General features: G+C 66.2%; 23 protein-coding genes and 1 pseudogene. 14 read left to right on the plus strand and 10 right to left on the minus strand.

Translation table 11 applies throughout. The annotated features are described in order from the left end of the window. Positions 1-45 precede the first annotated feature (45 nt). On the plus strand, positions 46-1,125 hold the full coding sequence (purM, locus tag ACWEO2_RS15020; RefSeq protein ID WP_452405808.1) for a phosphoribosylformylglycinamidine cyclo-ligase: 1,080 nt from the start codon (positions 46-48) through the stop codon (positions 1,123-1,125). 159 nt (positions 1,126-1,284) lie between these two features. Here purM and ACWEO2_RS15025 read toward each other — a convergent pair whose 3' ends face one another. The 4 genes and pseudogenes from ACWEO2_RS15025 to ygfZ all read right to left on the minus strand — a co-directional run bounded on the left by ACWEO2_RS15025 (position 1,285) and on the right by ygfZ (position 4,559). After that, positions 1,285-1,497, minus strand: a complete 213-nt coding sequence (locus ACWEO2_RS15025; protein WP_355181808.1) for a DUF3073 domain-containing protein — start codon at positions 1,495-1,497, stop codon at positions 1,285-1,287. 175 nt (positions 1,498-1,672) lie between these two features. After that, positions 1,673-2,626 (minus strand): asparaginase, encoded by a 954-nt coding sequence (locus ACWEO2_RS15030; RefSeq protein ID WP_452405809.1) that lies wholly within the window; start codon positions 2,624-2,626, stop codon positions 1,673-1,675. 179 nt (positions 2,627-2,805) lie between these two features. Next, positions 2,806-3,444, minus strand: a pseudogene (locus tag ACWEO2_RS15035) (MOSC domain-containing protein); the annotation flags it as partial. Next, complete coding sequence (gene ygfZ / locus ACWEO2_RS15040; RefSeq protein WP_355181814.1) at positions 3,444-4,559, minus strand: CAF17-like 4Fe-4S cluster assembly/insertion protein YgfZ; 1,116 nt, start codon at positions 4,557-4,559, stop codon at positions 3,444-3,446. The gene ygfZ and the pseudogene ACWEO2_RS15035, both read right to left, overlap by 1 nt. Positions 4,560-4,711: 152 nt before the next feature. Between ygfZ and ACWEO2_RS15045 the strand changes: the two genes are divergently transcribed. From ACWEO2_RS15045 to ACWEO2_RS15075, 7 genes are all read left to right on the plus strand, one after another. After that, positions 4,712-5,629 (plus strand): aminodeoxychorismate lyase, encoded by a 918-nt coding sequence (locus tag ACWEO2_RS15045; RefSeq protein ID WP_452405810.1) that lies wholly within the window; start codon positions 4,712-4,714, stop codon positions 5,627-5,629. 176 nt (positions 5,630-5,805) lie between these two features. Next, a complete protein-coding gene (locus ACWEO2_RS15050; protein ID WP_452405811.1) occupies positions 5,806-7,299 on the plus strand; it encodes a cytochrome ubiquinol oxidase subunit I in 1,494 nt (497 codons plus the stop codon). 237 nt (positions 7,300-7,536) lie between these two features. After that, a complete protein-coding gene (gene cydB, locus ACWEO2_RS15055) occupies positions 7,537-8,568 on the plus strand; it encodes a cytochrome d ubiquinol oxidase subunit II (RefSeq protein ID WP_355181820.1) in 1,032 nt (343 codons plus the stop codon). Positions 8,569-8,570: 2 nt separating this feature from the next. Continuing rightward, entirely contained in the window at positions 8,571-10,487 is a 1,917-nt protein-coding gene (gene cydD, locus ACWEO2_RS15060) for a thiol reductant ABC exporter subunit CydD (protein ID WP_452405812.1), read from the plus strand. 196 nt (positions 10,488-10,683) lie between these two features. Next, positions 10,684-12,489: a thiol reductant ABC exporter subunit CydC gene (gene cydC, locus ACWEO2_RS15065; protein ID WP_452405929.1), complete on the plus strand. Its 1,806-nt coding sequence runs from the start codon at positions 10,684-10,686 to the stop codon at positions 12,487-12,489. 290 nt (positions 12,490-12,779) lie between these two features. Beyond that, positions 12,780-13,217 (plus strand): hypothetical protein, encoded by a 438-nt coding sequence (locus tag ACWEO2_RS15070; protein WP_354959400.1) that lies wholly within the window; start codon positions 12,780-12,782, stop codon positions 13,215-13,217. Positions 13,218-13,289: 72 nt separating this feature from the next. Next, entirely contained in the window at positions 13,290-13,874 is a 585-nt protein-coding gene (locus ACWEO2_RS15075) for a Uma2 family endonuclease (RefSeq protein ID WP_452405813.1), read from the plus strand. Here the strand turns inward: ACWEO2_RS15075 and ACWEO2_RS15080 are convergent. The 6 genes from ACWEO2_RS15080 to ACWEO2_RS15105 all read right to left on the minus strand — a co-directional run bounded on the left by ACWEO2_RS15080 (position 13,871) and on the right by ACWEO2_RS15105 (position 18,062). Further along, positions 13,871-14,578 (minus strand): FABP family protein, encoded by a 708-nt coding sequence (locus ACWEO2_RS15080; protein ID WP_354959399.1) that lies wholly within the window; start codon positions 14,576-14,578, stop codon positions 13,871-13,873. The two genes, ACWEO2_RS15075 and ACWEO2_RS15080, sit on opposite strands and share 4 nt — an antisense overlap. A gap of 184 nt (positions 14,579-14,762) precedes the next feature. Continuing rightward, positions 14,763-15,068 (minus strand): DUF1416 domain-containing protein, encoded by a 306-nt coding sequence (locus ACWEO2_RS15085; RefSeq protein ID WP_354959398.1) that lies wholly within the window; start codon positions 15,066-15,068, stop codon positions 14,763-14,765. A gap of 4 nt (positions 15,069-15,072) precedes the next feature. Further along, positions 15,073-15,906 carry a sulfurtransferase gene (locus tag ACWEO2_RS15090; RefSeq protein WP_452405814.1) on the minus strand — a complete coding sequence of 278 codons (834 nt, stop codon included), beginning with the start codon at positions 15,904-15,906 and terminating at the stop codon, positions 15,073-15,075. A 31-nt stretch (positions 15,907-15,937) separates the two neighbouring features. Beyond that, positions 15,938-16,498, minus strand: a complete 561-nt coding sequence (locus ACWEO2_RS15095; RefSeq protein ID WP_452405815.1) for a DUF4395 domain-containing protein — start codon at positions 16,496-16,498, stop codon at positions 15,938-15,940. Between the two features lie 320 nt (positions 16,499-16,818). Continuing rightward, a complete protein-coding gene (locus ACWEO2_RS15100) occupies positions 16,819-17,259 on the minus strand; it encodes a thioredoxin family protein (protein WP_452405816.1) in 441 nt (146 codons plus the stop codon). Continuing rightward, complete coding sequence (locus ACWEO2_RS15105) at positions 17,256-18,062, minus strand: LmeA family phospholipid-binding protein (RefSeq protein WP_452405817.1); 807 nt, start codon at positions 18,060-18,062, stop codon at positions 17,256-17,258. The genes ACWEO2_RS15100 and ACWEO2_RS15105 overlap by 4 nt, the downstream gene beginning before the upstream one ends. 241 nt (positions 18,063-18,303) lie before the next feature. Between ACWEO2_RS15105 and ACWEO2_RS15110 the strand changes: the two genes are divergently transcribed. The 6 genes from ACWEO2_RS15110 to pstB all read left to right on the plus strand — a co-directional run bounded on the left by ACWEO2_RS15110 (position 18,304) and on the right by pstB (position 24,207). Then, positions 18,304-19,071 carry a winged helix-turn-helix transcriptional regulator gene (locus ACWEO2_RS15110; protein WP_452405818.1) on the plus strand — a complete coding sequence of 256 codons (768 nt, stop codon included), beginning with the start codon at positions 18,304-18,306 and terminating at the stop codon, positions 19,069-19,071. Positions 19,072-19,147: 76 nt separating this feature from the next. Further along, positions 19,148-20,059, plus strand: a complete 912-nt coding sequence (mshD, locus tag ACWEO2_RS15115) for a mycothiol synthase (protein WP_452405819.1) — start codon at positions 19,148-19,150, stop codon at positions 20,057-20,059. Positions 20,060-20,306: 247 nt separating this feature from the next. Then, complete coding sequence (pstS, locus tag ACWEO2_RS15120; protein ID WP_452405820.1) at positions 20,307-21,422, plus strand: phosphate ABC transporter substrate-binding protein PstS; 1,116 nt, start codon at positions 20,307-20,309, stop codon at positions 21,420-21,422. Between the two features lie 91 nt (positions 21,423-21,513). Continuing rightward, positions 21,514-22,506, plus strand: coding sequence for a phosphate ABC transporter permease subunit PstC (gene pstC, locus ACWEO2_RS15125; protein ID WP_452405821.1), 993 nt, complete (start codon positions 21,514-21,516; stop codon positions 22,504-22,506). Further along, complete coding sequence (gene pstA / locus ACWEO2_RS15130) at positions 22,506-23,411, plus strand: phosphate ABC transporter permease PstA (protein WP_452405822.1); 906 nt, start codon at positions 22,506-22,508, stop codon at positions 23,409-23,411. The genes pstC and pstA overlap by 1 nt, the downstream gene beginning before the upstream one ends. 19 nt (positions 23,412-23,430) lie before the next feature. Then, positions 23,431-24,207, plus strand: a complete 777-nt coding sequence (pstB, locus tag ACWEO2_RS15135) for a phosphate ABC transporter ATP-binding protein PstB (protein WP_355181844.1) — start codon at positions 23,431-23,433, stop codon at positions 24,205-24,207. Positions 24,208-24,298: the final 91 nt, after the last annotated feature.

The raw sequence follows: 24,298 nt of genomic DNA on the forward strand, positions 1-24,298 counted from the left end.
GAGCTGGCATCTATCCGCCGATTCGGTTTGGAGCTTTCCCCGAAAATGACTGAACAGACCCCCAGTGGTGCCGGTGCCTCGTACGCCGCGTCCGGCGTGGACATCGAGGCAGGTGACCGCGCAGTCGAGTTGTTCGGACCATTGGCGAAGAAGGCCAGCCGACCCGAGGTCCAGGGTGGGCTCGGCGGATTCGCCGGACTGTTCGCACTGAAGGGTGGCTACCGCGAGCCGTTGCTCGCGGCCTCCACCGACGGGGTCGGCACCAAGATCGCGGTCGCGCAGGCGATGGACAAGCACGATACGGTCGGCCTCGACCTGGTCGCGATGGTCGTGGACGATCTGGTGGTCTGCGGTGCCGAACCGCTGTTCCTGCAGGACTACATCGCCATCGGCAAGGTCGTCCCGGAGAAGGTGGCCGAGCTGGTCTCCGGCATCGCGGAGGGCTGTGTCCGTGCGGGCTGCGCGCTGCTCGGCGGCGAGACCGCCGAACATCCCGGCCTGATGGATCCCGATGACTACGACCTCTCGGCGACCGGTGTCGGCGTTGTCGAAGCCGATTCGGTGCTCGGTCCGGACCGGGTGCGCCCCGGCGATGTGGTGATCGCCATGGGCTCCTCGGGTCTGCACTCCAACGGCTACAGCCTGGCCCGCAAGGTGCTGCTCGATATCGACCGGATGTCGCTGACCGGGCACGTCGAGGAATTCGGCCGCACCCTCGGCGAGGAACTGCTCGAGCCGACCATGATCTACGCCAAGGACTGCCTTGCGCTGATCGCCGAAACCGATGTGCGCACCTTCGCCCACGTCACCGGTGGTGGCCTGGCCGCGAACCTGGCCAGGGTGCTGCCCGCGGGTATGGTCGCCGAACTGGACCGCGGCACTTGGAATCCGGCGCCGGTGTTCAAGATGATCGCCCAGCGCGGTCGGGTCGACCGGGCCGAGATGGAGAAGACCTTCAATATGGGCGTCGGCATGGTCGCCGTGGTGGCGCCCGAGGATGTCGACCGGGCCCTTGCCGTGCTGACCGCGCGGCATATCGCCTGCTGGACTCTGGGCACCGTCAAGAAGGCCAAGGACGCCGATGCGGTGCGCGCCGTGCTGGTGGGTGAGCACCCGCGCTTCTGATAGTCCTTGTCCGACAACAGAACACACATCAGCGTCCCGCATCGATCGATGCGGGACGCTGATGTTGTTGCAAGCCCCGAGTGGCTAGTCCGGTAACGCGATGTCAAAGCCTGAAGGGGGAGGCCCGTCGGCCTCCCCCTTCAGACGTTTGAATTCGAGTCAGCGGCGCCAGTCGTTGTAGTCGTCGTCCTCATCCCAACGGTTTGAGGACTCGTCCGCGTCGTGCTCATCGGACAGCACACCACCACTCCGCTGGGAGGTGGGGCTACCCGAAAGCTCGCGCTGAAGGCTCGCGAAGTCAGTCGGCGCTGAGCTGTACTTCAGCTCGCGTGCGACTTTGGTCTGCTTTGCCTTAGCCCGGCCACGGCCCATGGCTGACCCCCTCGCGTCACTGCGGGGCGGCCTGGGGTTTGTTGGCGGCCCCGTTCGAATTAATACTCTTCCTGACAGACACTTTAGCGTGTGTCCGGCGGTCGCGCTTCCAGGAGTGGGGGAAGAACTCCCGAAGTGGTGCCGTTTGCCCGGTTGTCGCCGTCGGGCCGACCCCTCAGAGCACCCCGGGGATCGCTCGGATGACCCCGACTCGGGCACCGCCGCCGAGCACCGGCGGGGCCGCGAGTTCGGCGTGCGCATCGGACCACTCGACTCCCATGCGATGCAAAATGGCCAGCGTCAGGGGGATTCGCGCGCGGTCGTGACCGTCGGCGATCTTGTACGCGAACGCCGTTCCATCCGGTAGCGCGCCCGCGTGCACACCATCCGCACCGATCTTGCAGACCAGGCCGGGGGTCGCCCGCATGGTCAGCAGATCGGGTGCGTTGGTGCCGGAAATCACTCGTGGATATGCGCGGATCGCATCGGCGACCCGGCGCTGCGGCGAACCAGGGTCCGCGGTCGCCATATTCGCGTAGGCGCGGGCCAGATTCACCAGCGAGACCGGGATGATCGGCAGTCCGCAGCCGTCGATGCCGAGGTCGGTTTCGGGTTCACCGGTGAGGTCGGTAATGGTGGCGACCACCGATTGCTGCAGCGGATGCGTCTGGTCCAGATAGCCCTCGGTGGGCCAGCCATTGATGGCGCAGGTGGCGAGCATGGCCGCGTGCTTGCCGGAGCAGTTCATGTACACCCGGCGCGGTTCGGCGAATTCGCGCAGCGCCGTGGCCCGCGCGCCTTCGTCCTGCGGCAGATCGGGCGGGCATTGCAGGGCCGCCTCGTCGAAGCCGAACCGGTCGAGCAGGCGCTGGACCAGCGCAATGTGATCCGGTTCGCCGTAGTGCGAAGCGGTCGCGATGGCCAGTTCCGCTTCGTCGACCGGTTCGAAACCGTTGCGCAGCAGGGTGATCGCCTGCATGGGCTTATTGGTGGAGCGCGGGAAAATGGGGACGTGCACCTCGCCGAGGGCAAGGGTCGGTTCGCCGTCGGCGCCGAGGATCACCACCGACCCGCTGTGCACGCATTCGCGGAAGCCCGAGCGGACGACCTCGACGAGTTCGACGGTCATAGCTCGGCTCCTGTCGTCGCGGCGGCCGCGGGCTGCTCGCGGATGCTGGCGTCGTCGGTTCGCTGCTCGCGGATGCTGGCGTCGTCGGTTCGCTGCTCGCGGATGCTGGCGTCGTCGGTTCGCTGCTCGCGGGCGCTCGCCTCATCGACCCACTGCTCGCGGGCACGGCGGGCATTCGCGTGGCGGCGGCCGTGCCGTTCGATCTGCATGCGTACATCGTCGGAGATGGTCGGCTCATCGGCGAGCAGGATCGCGAGCAGATCCGGATCGTCGCCGGTGAACAGGTCGCGGACGGTGATGCCGTGTTCGGGAGTGTGCACGATGCGCACCTCGTCACCGGCGCCGATCGTGCCCTCGGTGAGTACGCGCAGGTAGGCGCCGGTATCGCTCTGCAGCGTGAAGCGCTTGACCCAGTGGGCCGCACCGGACCAGTGCTGGAAGGTGGCGCAGGGCACACGCGGTGCGCTCACCTCGAGCAGCGCATCGCCGATTGCCCAGTGCGCGCCGATCACCGCATCGCTGACGGCGAGGCCGGATATGCGCAGGTTCTCGCCGAACCAGCCCGCGGGCAAGTCGCGGCCCAACTCTGCGCCCCAGCGTTGGGCGTCCTCCTCGGCATAGGCGTAGACGGCTTGGTGCACACCGCCGTGATGCTTGGTGTCGCACACATGGTCGCCGTCGAGGCCGAGTGCGCGCACGGCCACGCGGCCGGGGACCGGCCTCTTATCGATCGCGGTGCGACCCACCTTGCCCGGCACATCCAGTTCCGCGTGTACGACGCAGACCGCCAGCACTCGGGCGCAGTCGTCGGGCTGCATCAGCGGCCACGCAACCGGTCGACCGCGAGGCGACCCGCCTGGGGTTCGTCGTCGGCGGGTACCGAATCCGGATCGATGGCGGCGGCGGTCGGACCCGCGGTCAGCTGGGTGTCCGCGGGGATGGTGCGTTTGACCAAAGCGAGTGCGATGGGCCCGAATTCGTAGTGGTCGACGACGGTGCCGAGTCGGCCGACGGCGCGACCGCCCGCGGTGACATCGGTGCCGGTGGTCGGGCGCTCGTCGGCGGAACCGTCCAGGTGCAGCAGCACCAGGTGGCGCGGTGGCTTGCCGAGATTGTGCACCCGGGCCACCGTTTCCTGGCCGCGGTAGCACCCCTTGTCCAGGTGCACCGCGCCGTGCTCGTCGATACCGCCGATCCAGCGGGCCTCGTGCGGGATGGTTCGTTCGTCGGTGTCCGAGCCGATCCTGGGGCGCAGCGCCGCGACGCGCAGCGCCTCGAAGGCCCACATGCCGGCGGGTTCGGCGCCAGCGGCGGTGAGGCGGGCCCAGCGGTCGGCGAGTTGGTCGCGGGGGATCACCAGATCGAAGGAATCCGCGCTCGGCCACGGCATCCGGCGCAGGAAGCCACCGTCCGGCAGCGGCACCGCTTCGTAGATGTCGGGCAGTGCAGCGATGCCGAGGGTTTCGGTCAGCTCATCCGCGCGCGGGCCGAGCAGTGTCAGCACCGCGTGGTCGGCGGCCTCGACCGGTTTCGCATCGGCCCAGAAGACCATCTTCGCCAGGAATTCCAGCAGTGCCGGTCCGCGCTCGGCCTCGGTATCGATCCACACCGTGCCGTCGAGGTCGGTGAGCACGAAGTGGTGCAGTATCCGTCCGTTGAGATCGAGGTCGAGACTTTCGGCCGAGCGGCCGTCGCCGAGGTTGGCGATGTGCTGGCTGGTGATGGTGTGCAGCCAGGTCAGCCGCTCGGCGCCGGTGATCTTCAGTACGAAGCGATGCGACCGGTCGACAATGGCAACCCGTTGCGCGGCGGCGCGCTGCTCGGTGAAGGGATCCCCGTAATGCCATGCGACGGCGGCATCCGGTGAACCGGCCGCTCCCGCAACGGCGCCCGGGACAGCGAGGATAGGACTGGGTGCGACGACCACGGACACGTGAACCACTCTAGGCGCGAACCGAAGGCGGTGGCGTGGGCGGGTGTTGCGCGAGGGTCGCAAACCGCATTGGTACCCAACTGTGTCATGGGGGCTTACAGAACTCGTTCATGACCTAGGCGCGGTCATCGAACACCGCCTACGCTCGACCCATGGTGGATCGAGTTCTTGTAACACTCGACGGCGCCGTCCAAGATCCGGACGCGCCGTTGTTGTTTGCCGACGACATCGGCGTGCTCCGCGGTGACGGCGTCTTCGAGTCGATTTTGGTTCGTGGCGGGACCGCGTGTGCGATCGAATTTCATCTAGGCCGGCTGCGGCGTTCGGCGCAGGCGCTCGATCTGCCCGAGCCCGAACTGGGGAAATGGCGAGACGCGGTCGAGACGGCGACCAAGGAATGGGGGACCGAGCGCGAGGGCCTACTGCGTTTGGTGCTCACCAGGGGCCGCGACACCGAGCAGGCGGCCCCGTCCAGCGTCACCTCGGGTGATCTTGCGGCCGCGGTGGCGGTGCCGACTTCCTATGTGCTCGTGCTCCCGGTACCGGAGCGGGTGCAGAAGGCGCGTACCGAGGGGGTCGCGGTGGTTTCGCTATCGCGCGGGATCTCGGTGGACCTGGCGCAAGCCGCGCCATGGCAGCTACTCGGTGCGAAGACGCTGTCCTATGCCACCAATATGGCGGCGCTGCGGTTCGCCCAGCGCATGGGCGCCGATGACGTGATCTTCACCAGCACGGAGAACCGGGTGCTGGAGGGACCGCGCTCGACGGTCGTCATCGCCAGGGACAACCACCTGATCACACCGCCCGCGAAGAACGGTGTGCTGCCCGGGGTCACCCAGCGCGCGCTGTTTGCCGAGGCCGAGAAGGCAGGGTGGAAGTGCACCTATGCATCGTTGTTCACCGCCGATCTGCTGACCTGCGACAGCATTTGGCTGATGTCGAGCATTACCCTCGCGGCCCGGGTGAATTCGCTGGACGGACTGCGCATGATGGCGCCGGACAATGCGGCCGAGATCATCGAGTTGGTGGACCGTGGCGTGGAGCGGGCCGGGGCCATCGGCGATTGGTGAGTTCGACGGGCGGTGATCTTCGTCCTACTACGACGCGTAGGAGTATGTGACGAGCTGGGAAAACGGGCCGTTGAGGGCGGTTGGCCTCGGTGTGTCGGGCCATAAGACCGCTTGATCGGCCCTTTTCCGGGCGTAGTCTTTACTACGTCATGTCGTAGATCGGCAGGAGGTCGGTTTTGAGTGTCCTGGACTTATCCCGTTGGCAGTTCGGCATCACGACCGTCTATCACTTCATCTTCGTGCCGTTGACGATCGGTCTGGCTCCGCTCGTGGCGGGCATGCAGACCGCTTGGGTGATCACCGGTAAGGACTACTGGTACCGGCTGACCAAATTCTTCGGGAAGCTGTTCCTGATCAACTTCGCGCTCGGTGTCGCAACCGGCATCGTGCAGGAGTTCCAGTTCGGCATGAACTGGAGCGAATACTCCCGTTTCGTCGGTGACGTCTTCGGCGCACCGCTCGCACTCGAGGCGCTCGTCGCGTTCTTCCTGGAGTCGACCTTCCTCGGTCTGTGGATCTTCGGTTGGACCCGGTTGCCCAAATTGCTGCACCTGGGCACGATTTGGCTCGTCGCGATCGGCGTGAACGCCTCCGCGTATTTCATCGTCGCGGCCAATTCGTTCATGCAGCATCCGGTCGGCGCCAAATACAACCCGGAGCGCGGCCGGGCCGAACTCACCAGCATCTGGGAAGTCCTGACGAATAACACGACGCTGGCGGCATTTCCGCATGTGATCGCCGGAGCCTTTCTCACCTCGGGCACCTTCGTCGTCGGCATCTGCGGCTGGTGGATGGTGCGCAATGCGCGCAGCGGTGACGAGACGAAAATCGCCGAGGCGCGCACGATGTGGCGTTCCGGCGGTCGCGCCGGCCTGTGGGTGATCGTGGTCGCCGGCGTCGCCCTGTTCTTCACCGGCGATGTGCAGGGCAAGCTCATGTTCGAACAGCAGCCGATGAAGATGGCCTCGGCGGAATCGCTGTGCAATACCGCGACCGATCCGGATTTCTCGGTACTGACCATCGGCACCCACAACAACTGCGACAGCGTGACGCACGTGCTCGAGGTGCCGTATGTGTTGCCGTACCTGGCCAAGGGCAAGTTCAGCGGGGTCACCCTGGACGGTGTCACCGATCTGCAGCAGGCGTACAACGCGAAATTCGGTCCGGGCGACTATCGGCCCAATCTGTTCGTCACCTACTGGTCCTTCCGCGCCATGATCGGCCTGTCGGCGGGGGCGATCCTGCTCTGGCTGGTCGGCCTGTGGCTGACCCGCGGCGGCCGGATCACCGATAAGCGCTGGTACTCGTGGCTGTGCCTGCTCGCCATCCCGACCCCGTTCCTGGCCAATAGCGCGGGCTGGGTCTTCACCGAAATGGGCAGGCAGCCTTGGGTTGTCGCGCCGAACCCGACCGGTGACCAACGGCTGCGGCTGATGGTGCAACAGGGCGTCTCCGACCACGTCTCGGGCACGGTGATCACCTCGCTGGTGGTCTTCACCCTGCTGTACGGCGCGCTCGCGGTGGTGTGGTTCTACCTGATGCGGCGCTACACCATCGCCGGACCGGAGGCCCCCGCGGCCGCCCGGCCCAAAGGTCGTGGGCCGGACGACACACAGGAAGGAGGCGGCCACCGTGCTGAAGACGTCGAGCAGCTTTCGTTCGCCTACTAAAGCGTGCCGAACAACTCGTCCGACACCACCCTTCTCGGTCCCTCGCCGTTGTCGGGCAAAGGTTCCTGCTTCAGCGAGCCCAGTTTCACCAGACCGGCAAGCCGACTGGCCAGCGCCGAGTTCTCCACAGGCTTTGTTGACCCGGCCTCCCGTTTGGAGGTCCGGAGCGCCGTTCCCGACGCACGACCACTGTAGGGCGGGGCACCGACAAGTTTGTTCGAAATCTAGGAGCCGACGATGAATCTGCAACAGTTCTGGTTTCTGCTGATCGGCGTCCTGTTCACCGGCTACTTCGTGCTGGAGGGCTTCGACTTCGGGGTCGGCATGCTGATGCCGATTCTCGGCAAGGGCAGCGATACCCGACGGCGGGTGGTGCTCAATACGATCGGGCCGGTGTGGGACGGCAATGAGGTGTGGTTGCTGACCGCGGGCGGTGCGATGTTCGCTGCCTTTCCGGAGTGGTACGCGAGCCTGTTCTCCGGCTTCTATATCGCGCTGCTGCTGGTGCTCGTCGCGCTGATCGTGCGGGTCTGCGCCATCGAATACCGGAGCAAGATCGATGACCCGCGCTGGCGGGCCTGGTGTGATGCCGCGATCGGAATCGGCTCCTGGATACCGGCTTTGGCGTGGGGCTGGGTATTCGCCAATGTGGTGCACGGGGTACCGCTGAACGAGAAGAAGCAGATCGCCGGTTCGGTATGGGATCTGCTCGGGCCGTACGCGCTGCTCGGCGGGCTGACGACCGGATTGCTGTTCGCGCTGCACGGTGCGGTCTTCCTGGTGCTGAAGACCGGCGGCGAGGTGCGCGACGATGCCGCGAAGACGGTGCGGTTGCTGCTGGTGCCGACGGCCGTCGTGGTCGGTGTATTCGGTGTGTGGACGCAGCTGGCCTATGGCTCCGGGTGGACCTGGATTCCCCTGGCGCTGGCCGTATTCGGACTGGTGCTCGCGGGTGCGGCGAGCTTCGCCGAGCGCGATGGGTGGGCCTTCGTCGGCACCGCGGTCACCACCGCGGCGGCCACCGTGCTGCTGTTCGGGTCGCTGTATCCGAATGTGCTGCCCTCCACCATCAGCGACCTGTTCAACCTGACCATCGACAACGCCTCCTCGACGCCGTACACGCTGAAGGTGATGAGCTGGGCGGCCGTGATCGTCACGCCGGTGGTGCTGGGCTACCAGGGTTGGACATATTGGGTATTCCGCAAACGGCTTACCGTCGAGCAGATTCCGGCGCCGATCGGTCTGCCGTTGGAAACCGGCAAGGACTGACCATGGCCCGCCCGCCCGTCGATCCCCGGCTGTGGAGGTACGCGCGCTCCGCCCGGCGCTACCTGGTGCTGAGTGTGGCGCTGTCGCTGGTGATCACGGGCTCGATCGTGGCTACCGCGGTGGCGGTGGCGCGGGTGCTGGCCGGGGTGATCACCGACCCCGGTCGGCGCTCCGTGGGCACGTGGACATTCGAGTTGATCGTGCTCGCGGTCGCCATCGGCTGTCGGGTGCTGGCCACCTGGGTGCAGTCCCGGCTCGCGCACCGTGCGGGGGCGACCGTGGTGGCGGAACTGGAGACCGCCGTGCTGGCCGCCGGTGCCCGCCTGGCGCCGCGCGAACTCGAAACTCGTCGAACCGAACTCGCGGTGGTGGTGAGCACCGGACTTACCGGGCTGCGGGCGTATCTCACCGGATATCTGCCCGCCCTGCTGCTCGCCTGTTCGGTACCTCCGATCGTGCTGGTGGTCATCGCATTCCACGATCCGATCTCCGGTGTCATCGCGGTGGTCACCTTGCCGCTGATCCCGATCTTCATGGTTCTCATCGGCCTGCTCACCCAGGGACGCGCCGAAGCCACCCTCGCCGCGACCACCCGACTATCGGATCAACTGCTCGACCTCTTCGCCGGTATGCCGACGCTGCGTGCGCTCGGCCGGGAAGGGGGCGTCGATGCCGCCGCGCCGAACGGTTCGCGGATGCGTTCGATGGAACACCGGGTGCGCGAGCTCGGCGACGCGTTGCGGCACCGCACCATGCGCGCACTGCGGATCGCGTTCCTGTCATCGATGGTGCTCGAGTTGCTCGCCACACTGAGCGTCGCGTTGATCGCGGTCTCCATCGGCCTGCGGCTGGTCTACGGCGAGATGAGCCTTTACGCCGGGCTGGTGGCGCTCATCCTGGCGCCGGAGGTGTATCTGCCGCTGCGGATGGTCGGTGAGCGTTTTCATGCGGCACAGGACGGTATGGCTGCCGCGGACAAAGCTTTCGCGGTCTTGGAGCCGGAATCCGCTGCTGTCGAGCGTGACTCGTCCCGAGCTGACGAGCCGGCCGAATCCGGTGGTGGTGCCGCATCTGCCGTGCAGGCAGGCCGGTCCACCCGCGACGGTGAACCCGTCGAAAGCTCGCGGCATGCAGGAATTCACGGCGCGGGTACCGCGCCGATGGGGCTTGCCGGTGCCCGCGGTCCCGCTGCACCCACTGACGACGATGACGAATTCGCGGGGATTGTCGAGGTACGCGATCTTGCGGTGCGCGCCAGAGACGGTTTCGCGCCCGCTGGGCTCACTGCGATGCTTCGTCCCACGGCAATGACCGTGCTGACCGGTCCGAATGGGAGCGGTAAATCGACTGCACTGCAAGCGATCCTGGGGTTGATCACCCCGGACCGGGGATCAGTGCTGCTGGACGGCACCGATGTGCGCGAACTGGATCAGGAACTCTGGTGGTCCAGGGTGGCCTGGCTGCCCCAGCGTCCGGTCCTGGTGCCGGGCACCCTGCGCGAAAACCTCGAACTGCTCGGGACGCGCACGCCCGAGCACACCGTCAAGGGCGCGTCCCGAGTCGTCGATGAACTCGAAGCCGCCTGTATTGCAACCGGATTCGATGCGGTCCTGGACGAGCTGCCACAGGGCTGGGACACGGTGGTCGGCGCGGGCGGCGTCGGCCTATCGCTGGGCCAGCGCCAACGCCTCGCCCTCACCAGGGTGCTCGCCGCCGACCGCCCCGTCCTGCTCCTGGACGAACCGACCGCGCATCTCGACCCCGCCAGTGAGGCCGCGGTCCTCACCGCCCTTCAGCGACGGGCCCGCGCGGGTGCCACGGTAATCGTCATCGGCCACCGACCGTCCGTCCTCGCCGCCGCCGACCACATCGTTCGCGTGCAGGCCCGAACCACCGAACCGCAGGCGGTACCGCGATGAGCCGACGAACACCGAACGGGTTGCACTGGCGAACGTCGAGAGACCTCCGCCATGAAGTGGCGCAGCGGGCCGGCCGGGGACACCGCGGCTGGTCTGTCGAGGTGGTCGGCCGATGAGTATCGGAATGAGTGGCCAGGGAAGTGCGTCGGTTCCGAGCGAATCTGTGCACCGCACGGTCGTCGCGGATCTGCGCCGCATGTGGGCTCTGCTCGATTTGTCCCCGTGGCGGATCGCGGTGGCCATCGGCTGGGGTGTGCTCGCGCTCGGCAGCGGACTCGGACTCGCGGCACTGGCCGCGTGGTTGATCGCGCGCGCTTGGCAGATGCCTCCGGTCCTCGATCTGAGCGTCGCCGTCGTCGCCGTCCGCGCACTCGGCATCTCCCGCGGCCTCTGCCGCTACCTGGAACGCCTCGCCACCCATGACGTCGCCCTACGCGCGATGACAATGGCACGGACCACCGTCTATCGCACCCTCGCGCACTCCGATGTCTGGATGCGGCGCGCCATGCTCGGTGCGCGTTCGGACGGGCGGCGGGATTCGGGGACGGGCTCGGCGGGCGCCACCTCGTTGCGGCGCGGGGATCTCCTGGTTCGAATCGGCAGTGATATCGATGATCTCGGTGCGGTGGTGGTCCGGGTCTTCGTGCCGATCGCGGTCGCGATCGTGCTGTCGTCGGCGGCAATCGGGCTATTGGCCACCATTTCCATTGGTGCGGCGGCGATTCTGGCGGTATCGCTGACTATTGCCGGGATCATCGCGCCGTGGTTGTCAGGGTGGGCCGCGCGGGCGGCCGAGCGTGCGGTGCGCGCCGACCGTGCCGAATTCACCGCCCAGGCCCTCACCGTCCTCGACCACGCGCCCGAACTCCGCGTGGCGGGCAAATTGGACGCCGCGCTGGCGGCCGCGGAACGGGCCGGGCGGCGTGCGGTCGCCGCGGAGGATTCCGCGGCCGCACGCAGCGCCTGGGCCGCCGCTGCGACGCCACTGTCGATCGGAGCGAGCGTCCTCGGTGCCCTGCTGGTCGGCATTGCCAGTTACGGCCCGCACGGCGGCGATCCGGGCGCAATGACGCCGATGGCCCTTACCGTCCTCGTCCTGCTCCCGCTTTCGGCCTTCGAAGCCGTCGCCGCCCTGCCCGCCGCGGCCCAATCCCTCACCACCGCCCGCGCCGCCCTGCACCGCCTGTCCGCCCTCATCCCCACTGCCTCCCGTCCGTCCGGCGACACCGATCTCCATGACGGAGATGCGCGAGATCCGCTGCCGACCGAGCTGACCGGTGGTGTCTCCGGCGGCGTGAGCGGAGACGGCCTGCCGGACCCATCCGATGGCCACGGTGCTCGCGCGGACATCGGCAGTGCGCGAGATGTATTGCCGGAGAATCTGCCCGGTCGCCCGGATGGGCGGCGGATTGCCGTTGTCGGGCCCAGCGGTGCGGGGAAGACGACATTGCTGATGGCATGGGCCGGGTTGTTCGGTGCGCCCGAACCCGGGGTGACGTTCTTTGCCGAGGACGCACATATTTTCGGTACTACGGTGCTCGAGAACTTGCGAGTTGCGCGCGGGGATCTGACTGCGGCGGAGGCCGAAAAGGCTTTGCAAGCGGTTGGTCTCGGGGAGTGGGTGGCGTCGCTGCCGGACGGTGTAGATACCGATCTCGTGGGCGGTGCGGCGGCGGTGTCGGGCGGGCAGCGTCGTCGAATCCTGCTCGCGCGTGCGCTCATTTCGCCCGCGCGGGTGCTACTGCTCGACGAGCCGACCGAACATCTCGAGGCGGCGGCCGGTGCTCGGCTGCTGTGCGATCTGCTCGATATCGATAGCGGGCTGGTCGAACCCGACCGAATTGTGGTTGTCGTCACTCATCAGCTGCCGCCGGACCACCGCGCCGACGCGGTGCTGCACGTCGACGCATCGGGCCAGGTCACGATCGTTTTTCCGGGCTCGGGACCGCGGCAGGCGGCCAGCGATTCCGCCACCCGAGAAATTCCGTTGCCGAGCCACTGACTCGTGGCTAGATTCGTTCGTACACAAGGAAGGAGGTGGTTCGAAGAATGTATGTTCATAGGACTCGTGAGGTGGCTGTCCGCTAGCGCCACCGCTGCAACGGATCTCCGTTCGCGCGAGCGCTGAGCGAATCCCAGGCAGCCACCCGGCCCCCGAGCTACCGGTCTTGTCCGACCGGGACCCATGCAGGCTTCACCGCCAGCAGGGTATGGCTCGGGGGCCGTTCCTTTTTCGGGACGATCGCGCCAGGCGGTAGAGTCCGGCGACTGGTTCGATACGAGGGGTAGCTGATGCCATCGGAGGGACTCGCAGCAGTGGTCGGTCGCCGTATCAGTGCGATCCGCCGCATGTTCTACGTACACGGCACTGACGTCGACCGCACCGAAGGCCCCATCGAATTGACCTTCGACGACGGTTCGGTGCTGCTACTGGACGCCGGAACCGACGGCGAAGAACTCCGCGTCGCCACCACCCCCTGGCGTGACCCCTTCGCGGGCCTCACCGAACCCGAATACATCGACTACGTCGCGGAATCCGGAAAGTACACCGCCTTCGATGTCGGCGCGGAACCCCCGTACTCGGACCTGCTCGGCTGCCGAATCGCCGCCGTCGCCGAATCCCGCCTGCACGACGACCGCCTGCGCGCCGCCATCCTCGACGTGAACGGCTCCAAACTCGCCGTCGAAACCCTCGCCGACGAACTCCTGGTCACCTGGAACCCGATCTGATCGCCCGCACACCCTTTGCCGTAGCCTCGCTTTCCGGTGAGGTTCCACTCCGACGGGCGCTACGCTGGGGCAATGACCGTTGAGCCGTTGCCCGACTGGGTGATCCCACCTGTTGGCGGATTCACAGTCGAGGATTTCTTGGCGCTGCGCAGCTTGCCCAAGCACACCGAGTTGATCGATGGGGGTCTCGTCTTCGTGAGTCCGCAGGAAAAGTGGCACCGTCAAGTCCTCTCACTTTTCCGCCAGGAACTGGACCGACAGGCACCATCGAACCTGCGGGCTGATCGGGAGATGGCGGTGCGGCTCGGCAAGCGTCAGATGCCGGAGCCGGACGTCCTGGTCGTGACCGAGGAGGCGTTCCTGCGTGGGGACCCGTCGACGTACTACTTCGCCGAGGATCTTGTCCTTGCGGTGGAGGCCGTGTCTCCGGATTCCGAAGAGCGCGACCGCGAGACCAAGCCGGGTAAATATGCCAAAGCCGGGATTCCGCACTACTGGCGGATCGAACGGCGAGACGCAGAGGCCGTCGTCTATGTATATGAACTCGACCCCGCGGTGCATTGTTATGTCCCCGTGGGCATTTTCCACGACCGCCTGAAGATCAGCGTCCCGTTCCCGATCGATATCGACCTGACATCGATCGGGCGTCGCGGCTAACCGATGTAGCGCCCTAAACGGGCCGACAGGCGGGGCTCCAACGGGCCGTCGGCAACTACCCGCTCCTCGACGTAAGCCAGGTCACCACCTTCGACAATGCCGTACAGGCGCTTGGCGCCGCCGACGACAATGCCGGACTGGCTGCGGATGACCACATCGGTGGCCAATTCCCAGGAGGACTGGGTCAGTGCGGTGCCGTAGAAGAGTTCGACGATGCCGGTGCTGTGGGTCAGCAGCAGTTCGATGACTTCGTCATCGCCGTCGATGCCGACGCGCCAGAAGCCGCTCTCGCGCAGATCCGGACCGCCATAGGAGCCATCGGATTCGATGACCCAGGAACGCGAGTCCCAGGACAGATAGTCACCACCGTCGTGGGAGACGATGATCTGCTGGCCGAAGCGGTAGTCGCCGCGTTCGGGATCGTTGCCCTCGCCCTCACCGCGCCACACGCCGACCATGGGCAGCAGCGCGAGCATCGATGAACTCAGATCCGGGCCGAGTCGCAGATTCGCGGTGTCCTCGGGTAGCGGCAGATCCGGAAGCACCGGAATATTGCGCACCCCGGTCGATTTCGCCCGTTCGGCCGCCTCGGCCACGGCCTCGTCGCCACTGCGGCGAGCCGACGGCTCGGCAGGACCGTTGCCGTTCATTTGTTCACTCGCTCGCTCGGCCGGGTTGGAACCTTCGCTCGCGAGTTCACTCATGATTCGGTGAACAGCCGGTAGAAGACGTACAGGCCGAACCAGCCGATCAGAACGGCCACGGCCACCAGCAGAATTTCGAAGAAGAGGACCACATTTGGAGTCTAACGAGTTGCGTCCCGACCAGCACAACGGCCCCGTTACTTCCTGGTGATCCAGGAAACAACGGGGCCGTTTGCGGTATTCGCTACTTGGCGACGGCCACGTCGACGGCGTGGATGCCCGCGCCCTCCGGACGGACCTCGGCCGAGCCATTGCCCGACGAGGACAGCGCCCGCACGGTCCACGCGCCCGGCGCCGCGAAGAAGCGGAAATCGCCGGTGCCCGAGGCGACGACCTCGGCGGTGAAGTCACCGTTGCCGTCGAGCAGGCGCACGAACGCGCCGCCGACGGGCTGACCGTCCGAACTCAGCACACGGCCGGTGATGACCGTTTCCTTCTCGACGTCGACTCCGGCCGGAATGGCCTGGCCCTGGGTGGGTGCTGCGCACATGTGATTACTCTCCCAACTCGATCGGTGCACCGACGAGCGAGCCGTATTCGGTCCAGCTGCCGTCGTAGTTCTTGACATTCTGGTGGCCCAGCAGCTCCTGCAGCACGAACCAGGTGTGCGAGGAACGCTCGCCGATGCGGCAGTAGGCGATGGTGTCCTTCGATCCGTCCAGCCCGGCCGCGCTGTAGATGTCGGCCAGCTCGGCGTCGGACTTGAAGGTGCCGTCCTCGTTCGCGGCCTTGCTCCACGGCACGTTGATGGCGCCGGGGATGTGGCCGGGACGCTGGCTCTGCTCCTGCGGCAGGTGCGCGGGCGCCAGGATCTTGCCGGAGAACTCGTCAGGGGAGCGCACGTCGACCAGGTTCTTGGCGCCGATGGCGGCGATGACCTCGTCACGGAAGGCACGGATGGTCAGGTCGGGGGCGGCGGCCTTGTACTGGGTGGCAGGGCGGTTCACCGCATCGCGCGAGAGCGGACGACCGTCGAGCTCCCACTTCTTGCGGCCGCCGTCGAGCAGCTTGACGTTGTTGTGGCCGTACAGCTTGAAGTACCAGTAGGCGTACGCGGCGAACCAGTTGTTGTTGCCACCGTAGAGCACGACCTCGTCGTCGTTCGCGATGCCGCGCACCGAGAGCAGATCGGAGAACTGCTCCTGGTTCACGAAGTCGCGACGAACCTGATCCTGCAGGTCCTTCTTCCAGTCGAGCCGGACGGCACCCTCGATGTGACCGCCGTCGTAGGCGGAGGTGTCCTCATCGACCTCGACGAAGACGACGCCGGGGGCGTTGAGGTTCTCTTCGGCCCAGTCAACAGAGACCAGGACATCGGAGCGGGCCATGTTGTTCCTTTCGGGATGGTGACTTGCAGGGTCAGTTCGCCGGGGACCCGGCGGTGTCGGCGTCAGGCCCGGAGGCGGTAGCTTGCGTGACCACGTAGGGCCCGCCGACACCGCCCATCGGATCAGTCCGGCGGAGGCGGGCGACCAGCGGATAGATCTGGCAACCCAGGCAGATCCCGAACGCCGCATTCAAGAACGCCGCGAACAGGGCGAAGCCGACGAAAACCGCGCCGACGACGGTGGAACCCGCCAGGAAACCCAGCAGGCCGACGGCACTGAAGACCAGGCCGAGTAATTGGGCGAACCGCAGCGGAGCCACGGGTTCGGTTTCGACGGTCGGACCGATGCGCGGCGCGATGAACGACGCGAAGATCCGGCCATAGGGGTGCTGCCGCGGTCCATAGGCCGCGCCGATCGCGAAGACCACCGCCTGCAGACCGATGAGCACCGCGGCGACCGGCGTCGAAACGGCGGCGGCGAGCAGGACCAGGACCAGCGCGCCGGTGGTGACCCAGGCGGCGAACCGCGGCCCGCGAATATCTACAACGGGAATTCCGGTTTCAACGATTGTGTTTCGAGAAATCGTGGACATTGTGCGTACTCCTGCGCTGAATGGTGCTGTTGGCGGGAAAAATGCCAGTTCGTCGGGGGATCGAGAGATCACTCGCACGACGGACGCAGGTCGGCATCAGAAATTCTGACGGAGCCGACCGCTCAGCCACACAGGCAGCAACAACCACCGAGGCGACACAGATCAACTGTGCGGCGTCGGGTGAGCATCAGCTCGTGGTTGGCTTGCACGCAGAGGAGTTTACCTGGTTCCGACGGAGAATTGGACCCGGGGTCGGTCACAGTTGCTATGAACCCTTGTCACGCCCGGTTTTTCCACCGTCAGTAGCTATCCGCCGATATTTATCCGACGGTCAGCGGTGCCAGCGCGGTCCGCAGATCGGCGGACTTGGGGACGCCGGAGATCCGGAATCGTTCCCGCCCTTCGATATCGAAGACAAAGGTGGTCGGCAGCGAGAGCACGTTGAGTTCCTTGGCCAGCGCGGGCTCGGCATCGATATCGATCTCGATATCCAGCGGCGGGCGCGGCGATCCGGCCAGATCCTCGGTCACCCCTGCGACCACCTTGCGCACGGCGGCGCACGGTCCACACCAGTCGGCGGAGAAGTGCAGCACCGCAGGACCGGAACTGTCGACCCCAACCGAGGCCAGCAGTTCGGTGCGTGCCGATTCGGCGATCGTCTCGGTCTCGCTCGCGCGCATTTTGCCGTCGCGCCGTCGCAATGCAAAGCCGACCGCGATCGCGGCCGAAATCATCACCAGCAGAATTGTGATTTGAATCATGGTCGACGCAATCTGTCCAGATCGATGGTCACGTTCTCGGCCTTACCCTCGATGACGATCTGCCCACCCGTGGCATAAACCTTGGTCGGCCGCAGCCCGAACGGCAGTTCATTGGTATCGATGGTGCGGGTGAACTGCTCGAGTATCTTCGGGCGCTCGGCATCGGTGACGACCGCGGTCGTCGTGATGTCACCCGTGCCGCGGTAGATACTGGTCGCGATGATCTTGATCTGATCGCCGTCGACCCGCAGGTCCGCCGTCACGCTCACATTGTCACCGCCGAGCGGTGCACCGGGCTTGCTCGGCGTCTTGCCCGGCATGGTGCCGGCGAGCAGGAGCTGACCCCCGGTGGTCATTCCGGATCCGCCCGACCCGCCCGTTCCGTCGGATTTGTCTCCCGGTGCCGAATGCACTTGCAGGTCGGGGATTTTGAACAGGCGACCGAGTTCGGTGGGCTCGAGCCGCATCGATCCCTCGACCCGATCCACCGGTACCGCACGCACATTCCCGTCGGTGAGATCGCCGACCGAAAGGTGTGCGCCGGTCAGCATCGCTCCGACCGAAATCTCACCCGGGATATCGGGACGCATGACGTGCGCGCGGACTTCGACGCTCTGGTACCGGCCGTCGAACGCCTGGGTAAGAAATGGGAACCCATAAATGATCACATCGGGATCCGCACTGAGATCGGCACCGACGCGCAGCGCGCGTGACACGCGGTACTCCGAATAGGCGGCGACGCCGAAATCGATGACTACCGCCAGTCCTGCGAGGCACAGCAGCCCGATAATCAGCTTCCGCATGCAGGCCACAGTAATAGCAGGGCCGATCGCGGGCCGTCGCCAGCCCGGGGCCAGATGGGGCAGTGGTCTACTCGGCGGTACGTTTCGGGTATCGAATGTCGCCCTCGAGGTGCCACACTGACCCCGGATGGCGAGGTCATCGGTGTTTACGCGCTAATCTTGCATCCGAATTACCTGTGATCAGCGACGTGGCCCCGGCGGTGTGGCTGTTGTCCGGAGCTATGAGATGGGAGGAGGGCTTGTGGAGCTGCTCCTGCTGACCTCCGACCCCAACCCCGAGTCGGTACTGCCCGCTCTGTCGCTGCTGGCGCACAATGTGCGCCCGGCGCCGACCGAGGTGGCGTCCCTGCTGGAGGCGGGGACCGCGGATGTCGCGCTTGTCGACGCGCGTACCGATCTGGCCGCGGCCCGCGGCCTGTGCCGACTGCTCGGCAGCACCGGTTCCTCGGTGCCGGTGGTCGCCGTGCTCACCGAGGGCGGGCTGGTCGCCGTCAATGCCGACTGGGGCCTGGACGACATCCTGCTGCCCGGCACCGGACCGGCCGAATTGGACGCCCGACTGCGGCTGCTGGTCGGCCGCAACGGCGGTGTGGCGAGCCCGGAGAACACCGGCAAGATCACCCTCGGTGAACTGGTGATCGATGAGGGCACTTACACGGCGCGGCTGCGCGGTCGCCCGCTCGACCTTACCTATAAGGAATTCGAACTCCTCAAATACCTCGCGCAGCACGCGGGCCGGGTCTTCACCCGCGCCCAGCTGCTGCAGGAGGTCTGGGGCTATGACTTCTTCGGTGGCACCCGCACGGTCGATGTGCACGTGCGACGCCTGCGCGCCAAACTCGGCAGCGAATACGAATCGCTGATCGGTACCGTTCGCAATGTCGGCTACAAGGCCGTCCGCCCCGCCCGCGTCGCCAGCAAGGGCGAGCCCGTCACCTTCCCCGACGACGAAGCCGCCGAGGGCACCGATGGCTCCCAGTCGGTCACGGTCAACGGCTCCGTTCAATAGCCGACGATCGGAATTACCTACCGGGCTCGCGCGTTCGCTGCGGTGACGGGGCGGTACGACGAGGGAGACGTGACTCATGGGTGAGACGACACTGTGGTGGAGCCAGCGGATCGACGCCGAGGCGGCGCGCGCGGTGCGCGAACTGCTCGCGCGGGCGGCCGCGGCCGATGGCGTTGCGCCGGTCTCCGAACAGGCGGTGCTCTCGCTGACCGCGGCCGATTCCGAGGCCGAGCACTTGGTCGCGGTGCGCGACGATGTCATCGCCGGTTACGCGAATCTCATTGCGGCACATGGCGAACACCCCGCAATGGCCGAGGTCGCCGTCGATCCCGCCGCCCGCCGCAATGGCATCGGGGCGGAATTGGTCAGCGCCGCATTGGAAAGGGGCGGACCGGGAGCTCGGGTGTGGGCGCACGGTGATCGGCCCGCGGCCAAGGCACTCGCGACCCGGCTCGGACTGCGCACCGCACGCGAGCTGTGGCAGATGCGGCGCCCATTGGCAACACCAGAGCTACCTGAGTTGGCGGTACCGGATGGCATCGCGCTGCGGACCTACGAAGGCCCGGCCGACGATGCCGAACTGCTGCGCGTCAACAGCGCGGCCTTCGCCTGGCATCCGGAACAGGGTGGCTGGACCGAACGCGATATCGAGCTGCGGCGCGCGGAGTCCTGGTTCGACCCGAAAGGGCTGTTCATCGCGGTGGATCCGGCCGATCCGGACCGCATCCTCGGATTCCATTGGACCAAGGTGCATTACGAACAGAGCCCGCCGATCGGCGAGGTCTATGTGGTCGGCATCGATCCGGTCGCGCAGGGTCGGGGGCTGGGCCGTCTGCTCACCCTCGCTGGCCTGCACTACCTGCGGGAACGGGATCTCGCGGAGGTGCTGCTCTACACCGAGGCGGATAACGCCGCGGCGGTGCACACCTACACTCGACTCGGTTTCGCTCCGGCACACATCGACGTCGCGTATTCGGCCCGTGACTGAATAACAAGCGGCCCGCCGGGGTTACTCGAGTAACGCTGGGGCAAATGTCACACACAACGTGCCTGATCGCGCCGGGGTGTTCACCCTGTGTTCACTCAGCTTGGTCCAACTGTCAACCGAGCGACCTTACGTTACATACGGGCGGCGCAGTTGCCGCCTGGTGCGCAAGTTCCCCGCGAACGGCACCACGAAACCCGCCCGGGCCGGTGAGGGACCGGGCGTGTCGAACGCGATTCCCGGAGGAATAGTGAACCTCAAGCGCAGCAGCGCCATGATCGGTGTGCTGGCGGCCGTCGCCATGCCCCTGGCCGCCTGTGGCAGTGATGACAACTCGACCGGCGGTGACACCAGCAACGTCGCCAAGGTCGACGTCGCCTGCGGTGGCAAGAAGGCCCTCAAGGCCAGCGGCTCCTCGGCGCAGAAGAACGCCATGGAGCGCTTCATCGCCGCCTACGAGGGCAACTGCAGCGGCCAGACCCTGAACTACACCTCCAGCGGTTCGGGCGCCGGTGTCAACGAATTCCTCGGTGGCCAGACCGATTTCGCCGGTTCCGACTCGCCGCTGAGCGACAAGAAGGGTGAGCCCGCCAAGGCGCAGGAGCGCTGCGGTGCCCCGGCTTGGAACCTGCCGACCGTCTTCGGCCCCATCGCGGTCACCTACAACATCGACGGCGTGAGCGACCTCGTGCTCGACGGCCCGACCCTGGCCAAGGTCTTCACCGGCGCCATCACCTCCTGGGATGCCCCCGAGGTCAAGGCACTGAACCCGAAGGCCACCCTGCCGTCCGGCCCCATCGCGGTGATCTTCCGTTCCGACGAGTCGGGCACCACCGACAACTTCCAGCTCTACCTCGACGCCGCCTCTGACGGCGCGTGGGGCAAGGGTGCCGGCAAGACCTTCAACGGCGGTGTCGGTGAGGGCGCCAAGGGCAACGAGGGCACCTCGGCCGCCATCAAGAGCACCAAGAACTCGATCACCTACAACGAGTGGTCCTTCGCCAAGGCGCAGAACCTGACGATCGCGCAGATCGTCACCTCGGCCTCCAAGGACCCGGTCAAGCTGACCCCGGAGTCCGCGGCCAAGGCCGTCGACAGCGTGAAGATCAAGGGTGAGGGCAACGACCTGGTGCTCGACACCTCGTCGTTCTACAAGCCGACCGCGGCCGGTGCCTACCCGATCATCCTGCCGACGTACGAGATCGTCTGCTCGAAGTACGCCGACGCCGACACCTCCAAGGCGGTCAAGGCATTCCTGACCTCGGCCGTCAACAACGGCCAGAAGGGTCTGGACACCGCGGGCTACGTCTCGATCCCGGACAAGTTCAAGACCAAGCTGACCACCGCCATCGCCGCCATCAACTGATAGCCGCCACGCCATGACCGTGCACCCTGAGGTGACCGCCGCGGGCCAGTCGGACTCGACTGGCCCGCGGACGGCTGGAGATACTGCCCCTATGTCGAGTGAACCGAGCACCGAACCGGCCTCACCGAAGGATCCGGCTGCCCCGAAGGCAAGGAAAGGCCACAGCCAAGGGGCCGAGGTCGTCTTCCGGTCGTTAGCGACCGCGGCGGGTGCGACGGTCGTGGCGGCCATCGCGCTGATCGCCCTGTTCCTACTGATCCGGGCCTGGCCCTCGATCATGGCGAACGAGGCGAACTTCTTCACCAGCACCGAGTTCAGCACCACCAATGCCGACCATCTGCGGTTCGGCATTCGGGACCTGCTCATGGTCACGGTGCTGAGCTCGATACTGGCACTGGTGATCGCGGTGCCGATCGGTGTCGGCATCGCGCTGTTCCTGACCCACTATTCGCCGAAGCCGATGGCGCGTCCGTTCGCGATGCTCGTCGATCTGCTGGCGGCGGTGCCGTCGATCGTGTTCGGCCTGTGGGGTTTCCTGGTGCTCGCACCGCGGCTGGAACCCGTCGAGACATTCCTCAACGACAAGCTCGGCTGGTTCTTCCTGTTCTCCGACGGCAATGTGTCGATCTCCGGCGGCGGCACCATCTTCACCGCGGGCGTGGTGCTCGCGGTAATGATCCTGCCGATCATCACCTCGGTCTCCCGTGAGGTCTTCAACCTGACGCCCATTTCGCATATCGAGGCCGCGCAGGCGCTCGGCGCGACCAAATGGGAGATGGTCCGGATGACGGTGCTGCCCTATGGCCGCAGCGGTGTGATTGCCGGGTCCATGCTCGGCCTCGGCCGCGCGCTCGGTGAGACGATCGCGGTGCTGGTCATTCTGCGCACATCGGCGCAGGCCGGACACTGGTCGCTGTTCGACGGCGGCTACACCTTCGCCTCCAAAATCGCTGCCGCCGCTTCGGAATTCAGTCAGCCACTGCCGACCGGTGCCTATATCGCGGCTGGCTTCGTGCTGTTCGCACTGACCTTCATCGTCAATGCGCTCGCGCGGCTCGTATCCGGTGGAAGGGTGAACGGGTAATGACCACCACGACGACTCTCGACAAGCCGGTCAAGGCACCCACCTTCCGGCATGTCAGCACGGCCCGCCGGATCAAGAACAATATCGCCACCGGAGTGGTCTGGCTCTGCTTCGCCATCGCACTCGTGCCGCTGGTCTGGGTGCTGTTCATGGTGGTGTCGAAGGGCCTCGAATCTGTCGTCTCGCCGGACTGGTGGCAGAAATCGCAGAAGGGCATCCTGCCGGATCAGACCGGTGGCGGTGTGTACCACGCGATCTACGGCACCATCGTGCAGACCCTCGTCGCCGCGATCATCGCGGTGCCGCTGGGCATCATGGCCGCGGTGTACCTGGTCGAATACGGCCGTGGCGTGCTGGCCAAGGTGACCACCTTCATGGTGGACATCCTCGCGGGTGTGCCGTCCATCGTCGCGGCCCTGTTCATCTTCGCGCTGTGGATCGCGACATTCGGCTTCCCGCAGAGCTCGTTCGCGGTATCGCTGGCCCTGGTGCTGCTGATGCTGCCGGTGGTGATCCGCAGCACCGAGGAAATGCTGAAGCTGGTGCCCGACGAATTGCGCGAGGCGTCCTACGCACTCGGAATTCCGAAGTGGAAGACCATCGTTCGGATCGTCGTGCCGACCGCGGCGCCCGGCATGATCAGCGGCATCCTGCTCGCACTGGCCCGCGTGATGGGTGAGACCGCTCCGGTGCTGGTGCTCGTCGGCTACAGCAAGTCGATCAACACCAACCTCTTCGACGGCAATATGGCCTCGCTGCCGCTGTTGATCTACCAAGAGTTGGCGAATCCGGAGCCTGCGGGCCGGGCGCGGGTGTGGGGTGCGGCGCTGACGCTCATCCTGCTGATCGCCCTGCTGTACGCGGCGGCCGCGGTCGTCAACAAGCTGCTCACGCGGAACCGATAGAAGCGAAACGGATATTCAGATGGCCAAGCGGATCGACGTCAAAGACCTGAACATCTACTACGGCAAATTCCACGCGGTTGCCGATGTCAAGCTGTCGGTATTGCCGCGCAGCGTGACTGCCTTCATCGGCCCGTCCGGTTGCGGTAAGTCCACCGTGCTGCGTTCGCTCAACCGGATGCACGAGGTGACCCCGAATGCTCGCGTCGAGGGCGCGGTGCTGCTCGACGGCGAGGACATCTACGGCTCGCAGGTCGACCCGGTCGGCGTGCGCCGCACCATCGGCATGGTGTTCCAGCGCCCGAACCCGTTCCCCACCATGTCGATTCGCGACAATGTGGTGGCCGGGCTCAAGCTGCAGGGTGTGCGCAACAAGAAGGAGCTCGACGAGGTCGCCGAGCGCTCGTTGCGGGGCGCCAACCTCTGGAACGAGGTCAAGGACCGCCTCGACAAGCCGGGTGGCGGCCTCTCCGGTGGTCAGCAGCAGCGTCTGTGCATCGCGCGTGCGATCGCGGTATCGCCCGATGTGCTGCTGATGGACGAGCCGTGTTCGGCGCTGGACCCGATCTCCACCCTGGCGATCGAGGACCTGATCACCGAGCTGAAGAAGGAATTCACCATCGTCATCGTCACCCACAACATGCAGCAGGCTGCGCGCGTGAGTGACCAGACCGGCTTCTTCAACCTGGAGGCGCAGGGCAAGCCGGGCAAGCTGATCGAGATCGACGATACCGAGAAGATCTTCTCCAACCCGGGCCAGAAGGCGACAGAGGACTACATCTCCGGTCGCTTCGGATAGCGGCTCCCCCGCCTCCCCGCACCTTTCAGGCACCGGACTCAGGTGCCCGAAGGTGACGTTGGCGGCTGGCAGCAGGAGCGGAGCACCTGAG

The organism is Nocardia sp. NPDC004278 (assembly GCF_053602975.1).

Coding starts and splice junctions, on each gene's coding strand:
- pstB (WP_355181844.1), top strand. CDS start 23,431: ATGGCCAAGCGGATCGACGTCAAAGACCTGAACATCTACTACGGCAAA.
- mshD (WP_452405819.1), top strand. CDS start 19,148: ATGGGTGAGACGACACTGTGGTGGAGCCAGCGGATCGACGCCGAGGCG.
- pstC (WP_452405821.1), top strand. CDS start 21,514: ATGTCGAGTGAACCGAGCACCGAACCGGCCTCACCGAAGGATCCGGCT.
- ACWEO2_RS15090 (WP_452405814.1), bottom strand. CDS start 15,906: ATGGCCCGCTCCGATGTCCTGGTCTCTGTTGACTGGGCCGAAGAGAAC.
- cydC (WP_452405929.1), top strand. CDS start 10,684: ATGTGGGCTCTGCTCGATTTGTCCCCGTGGCGGATCGCGGTGGCCATC.
- cydB (WP_355181820.1), top strand. CDS start 7,537: ATGAATCTGCAACAGTTCTGGTTTCTGCTGATCGGCGTCCTGTTCACC.
- ACWEO2_RS15075 (WP_452405813.1), top strand. CDS start 13,290: ATGACCGTTGAGCCGTTGCCCGACTGGGTGATCCCACCTGTTGGCGGA.
- pstA (WP_452405822.1), top strand. CDS start 22,506: ATGACCACCACGACGACTCTCGACAAGCCGGTCAAGGCACCCACCTTC.
- ACWEO2_RS15030 (WP_452405809.1), bottom strand. CDS start 2,626: ATGACCGTCGAACTCGTCGAGGTCGTCCGCTCGGGCTTCCGCGAATGC.
- cydD (WP_452405812.1), top strand. CDS start 8,571: ATGGCCCGCCCGCCCGTCGATCCCCGGCTGTGGAGGTACGCGCGCTCC.
- ACWEO2_RS15080 (WP_354959399.1), bottom strand. CDS start 14,578: ATGAGTGAACTCGCGAGCGAAGGTTCCAACCCGGCCGAGCGAGCGAGT.
- ACWEO2_RS15095 (WP_452405815.1), bottom strand. CDS start 16,498: ATGTCCACGATTTCTCGAAACACAATCGTTGAAACCGGAATTCCCGTT.
- purM (WP_452405808.1), top strand. CDS start 46: ATGACTGAACAGACCCCCAGTGGTGCCGGTGCCTCGTACGCCGCGTCC.
- ACWEO2_RS15085 (WP_354959398.1), bottom strand. CDS start 15,068: ATGTGCGCAGCACCCACCCAGGGCCAGGCCATTCCGGCCGGAGTCGAC.
- ACWEO2_RS15100 (WP_452405816.1), bottom strand. CDS start 17,259: ATGATTCAAATCACAATTCTGCTGGTGATGATTTCGGCCGCGATCGCG.
- ACWEO2_RS15025 (WP_355181808.1), bottom strand. CDS start 1,497: ATGGGCCGTGGCCGGGCTAAGGCAAAGCAGACCAAAGTCGCACGCGAG.
- ACWEO2_RS15070 (WP_354959400.1), top strand. CDS start 12,780: ATGCCATCGGAGGGACTCGCAGCAGTGGTCGGTCGCCGTATCAGTGCG.
- ACWEO2_RS15105 (WP_452405817.1), bottom strand. CDS start 18,062: ATGCGGAAGCTGATTATCGGGCTGCTGTGCCTCGCAGGACTGGCGGTA.
- ACWEO2_RS15045 (WP_452405810.1), top strand. CDS start 4,712: ATGGTGGATCGAGTTCTTGTAACACTCGACGGCGCCGTCCAAGATCCG.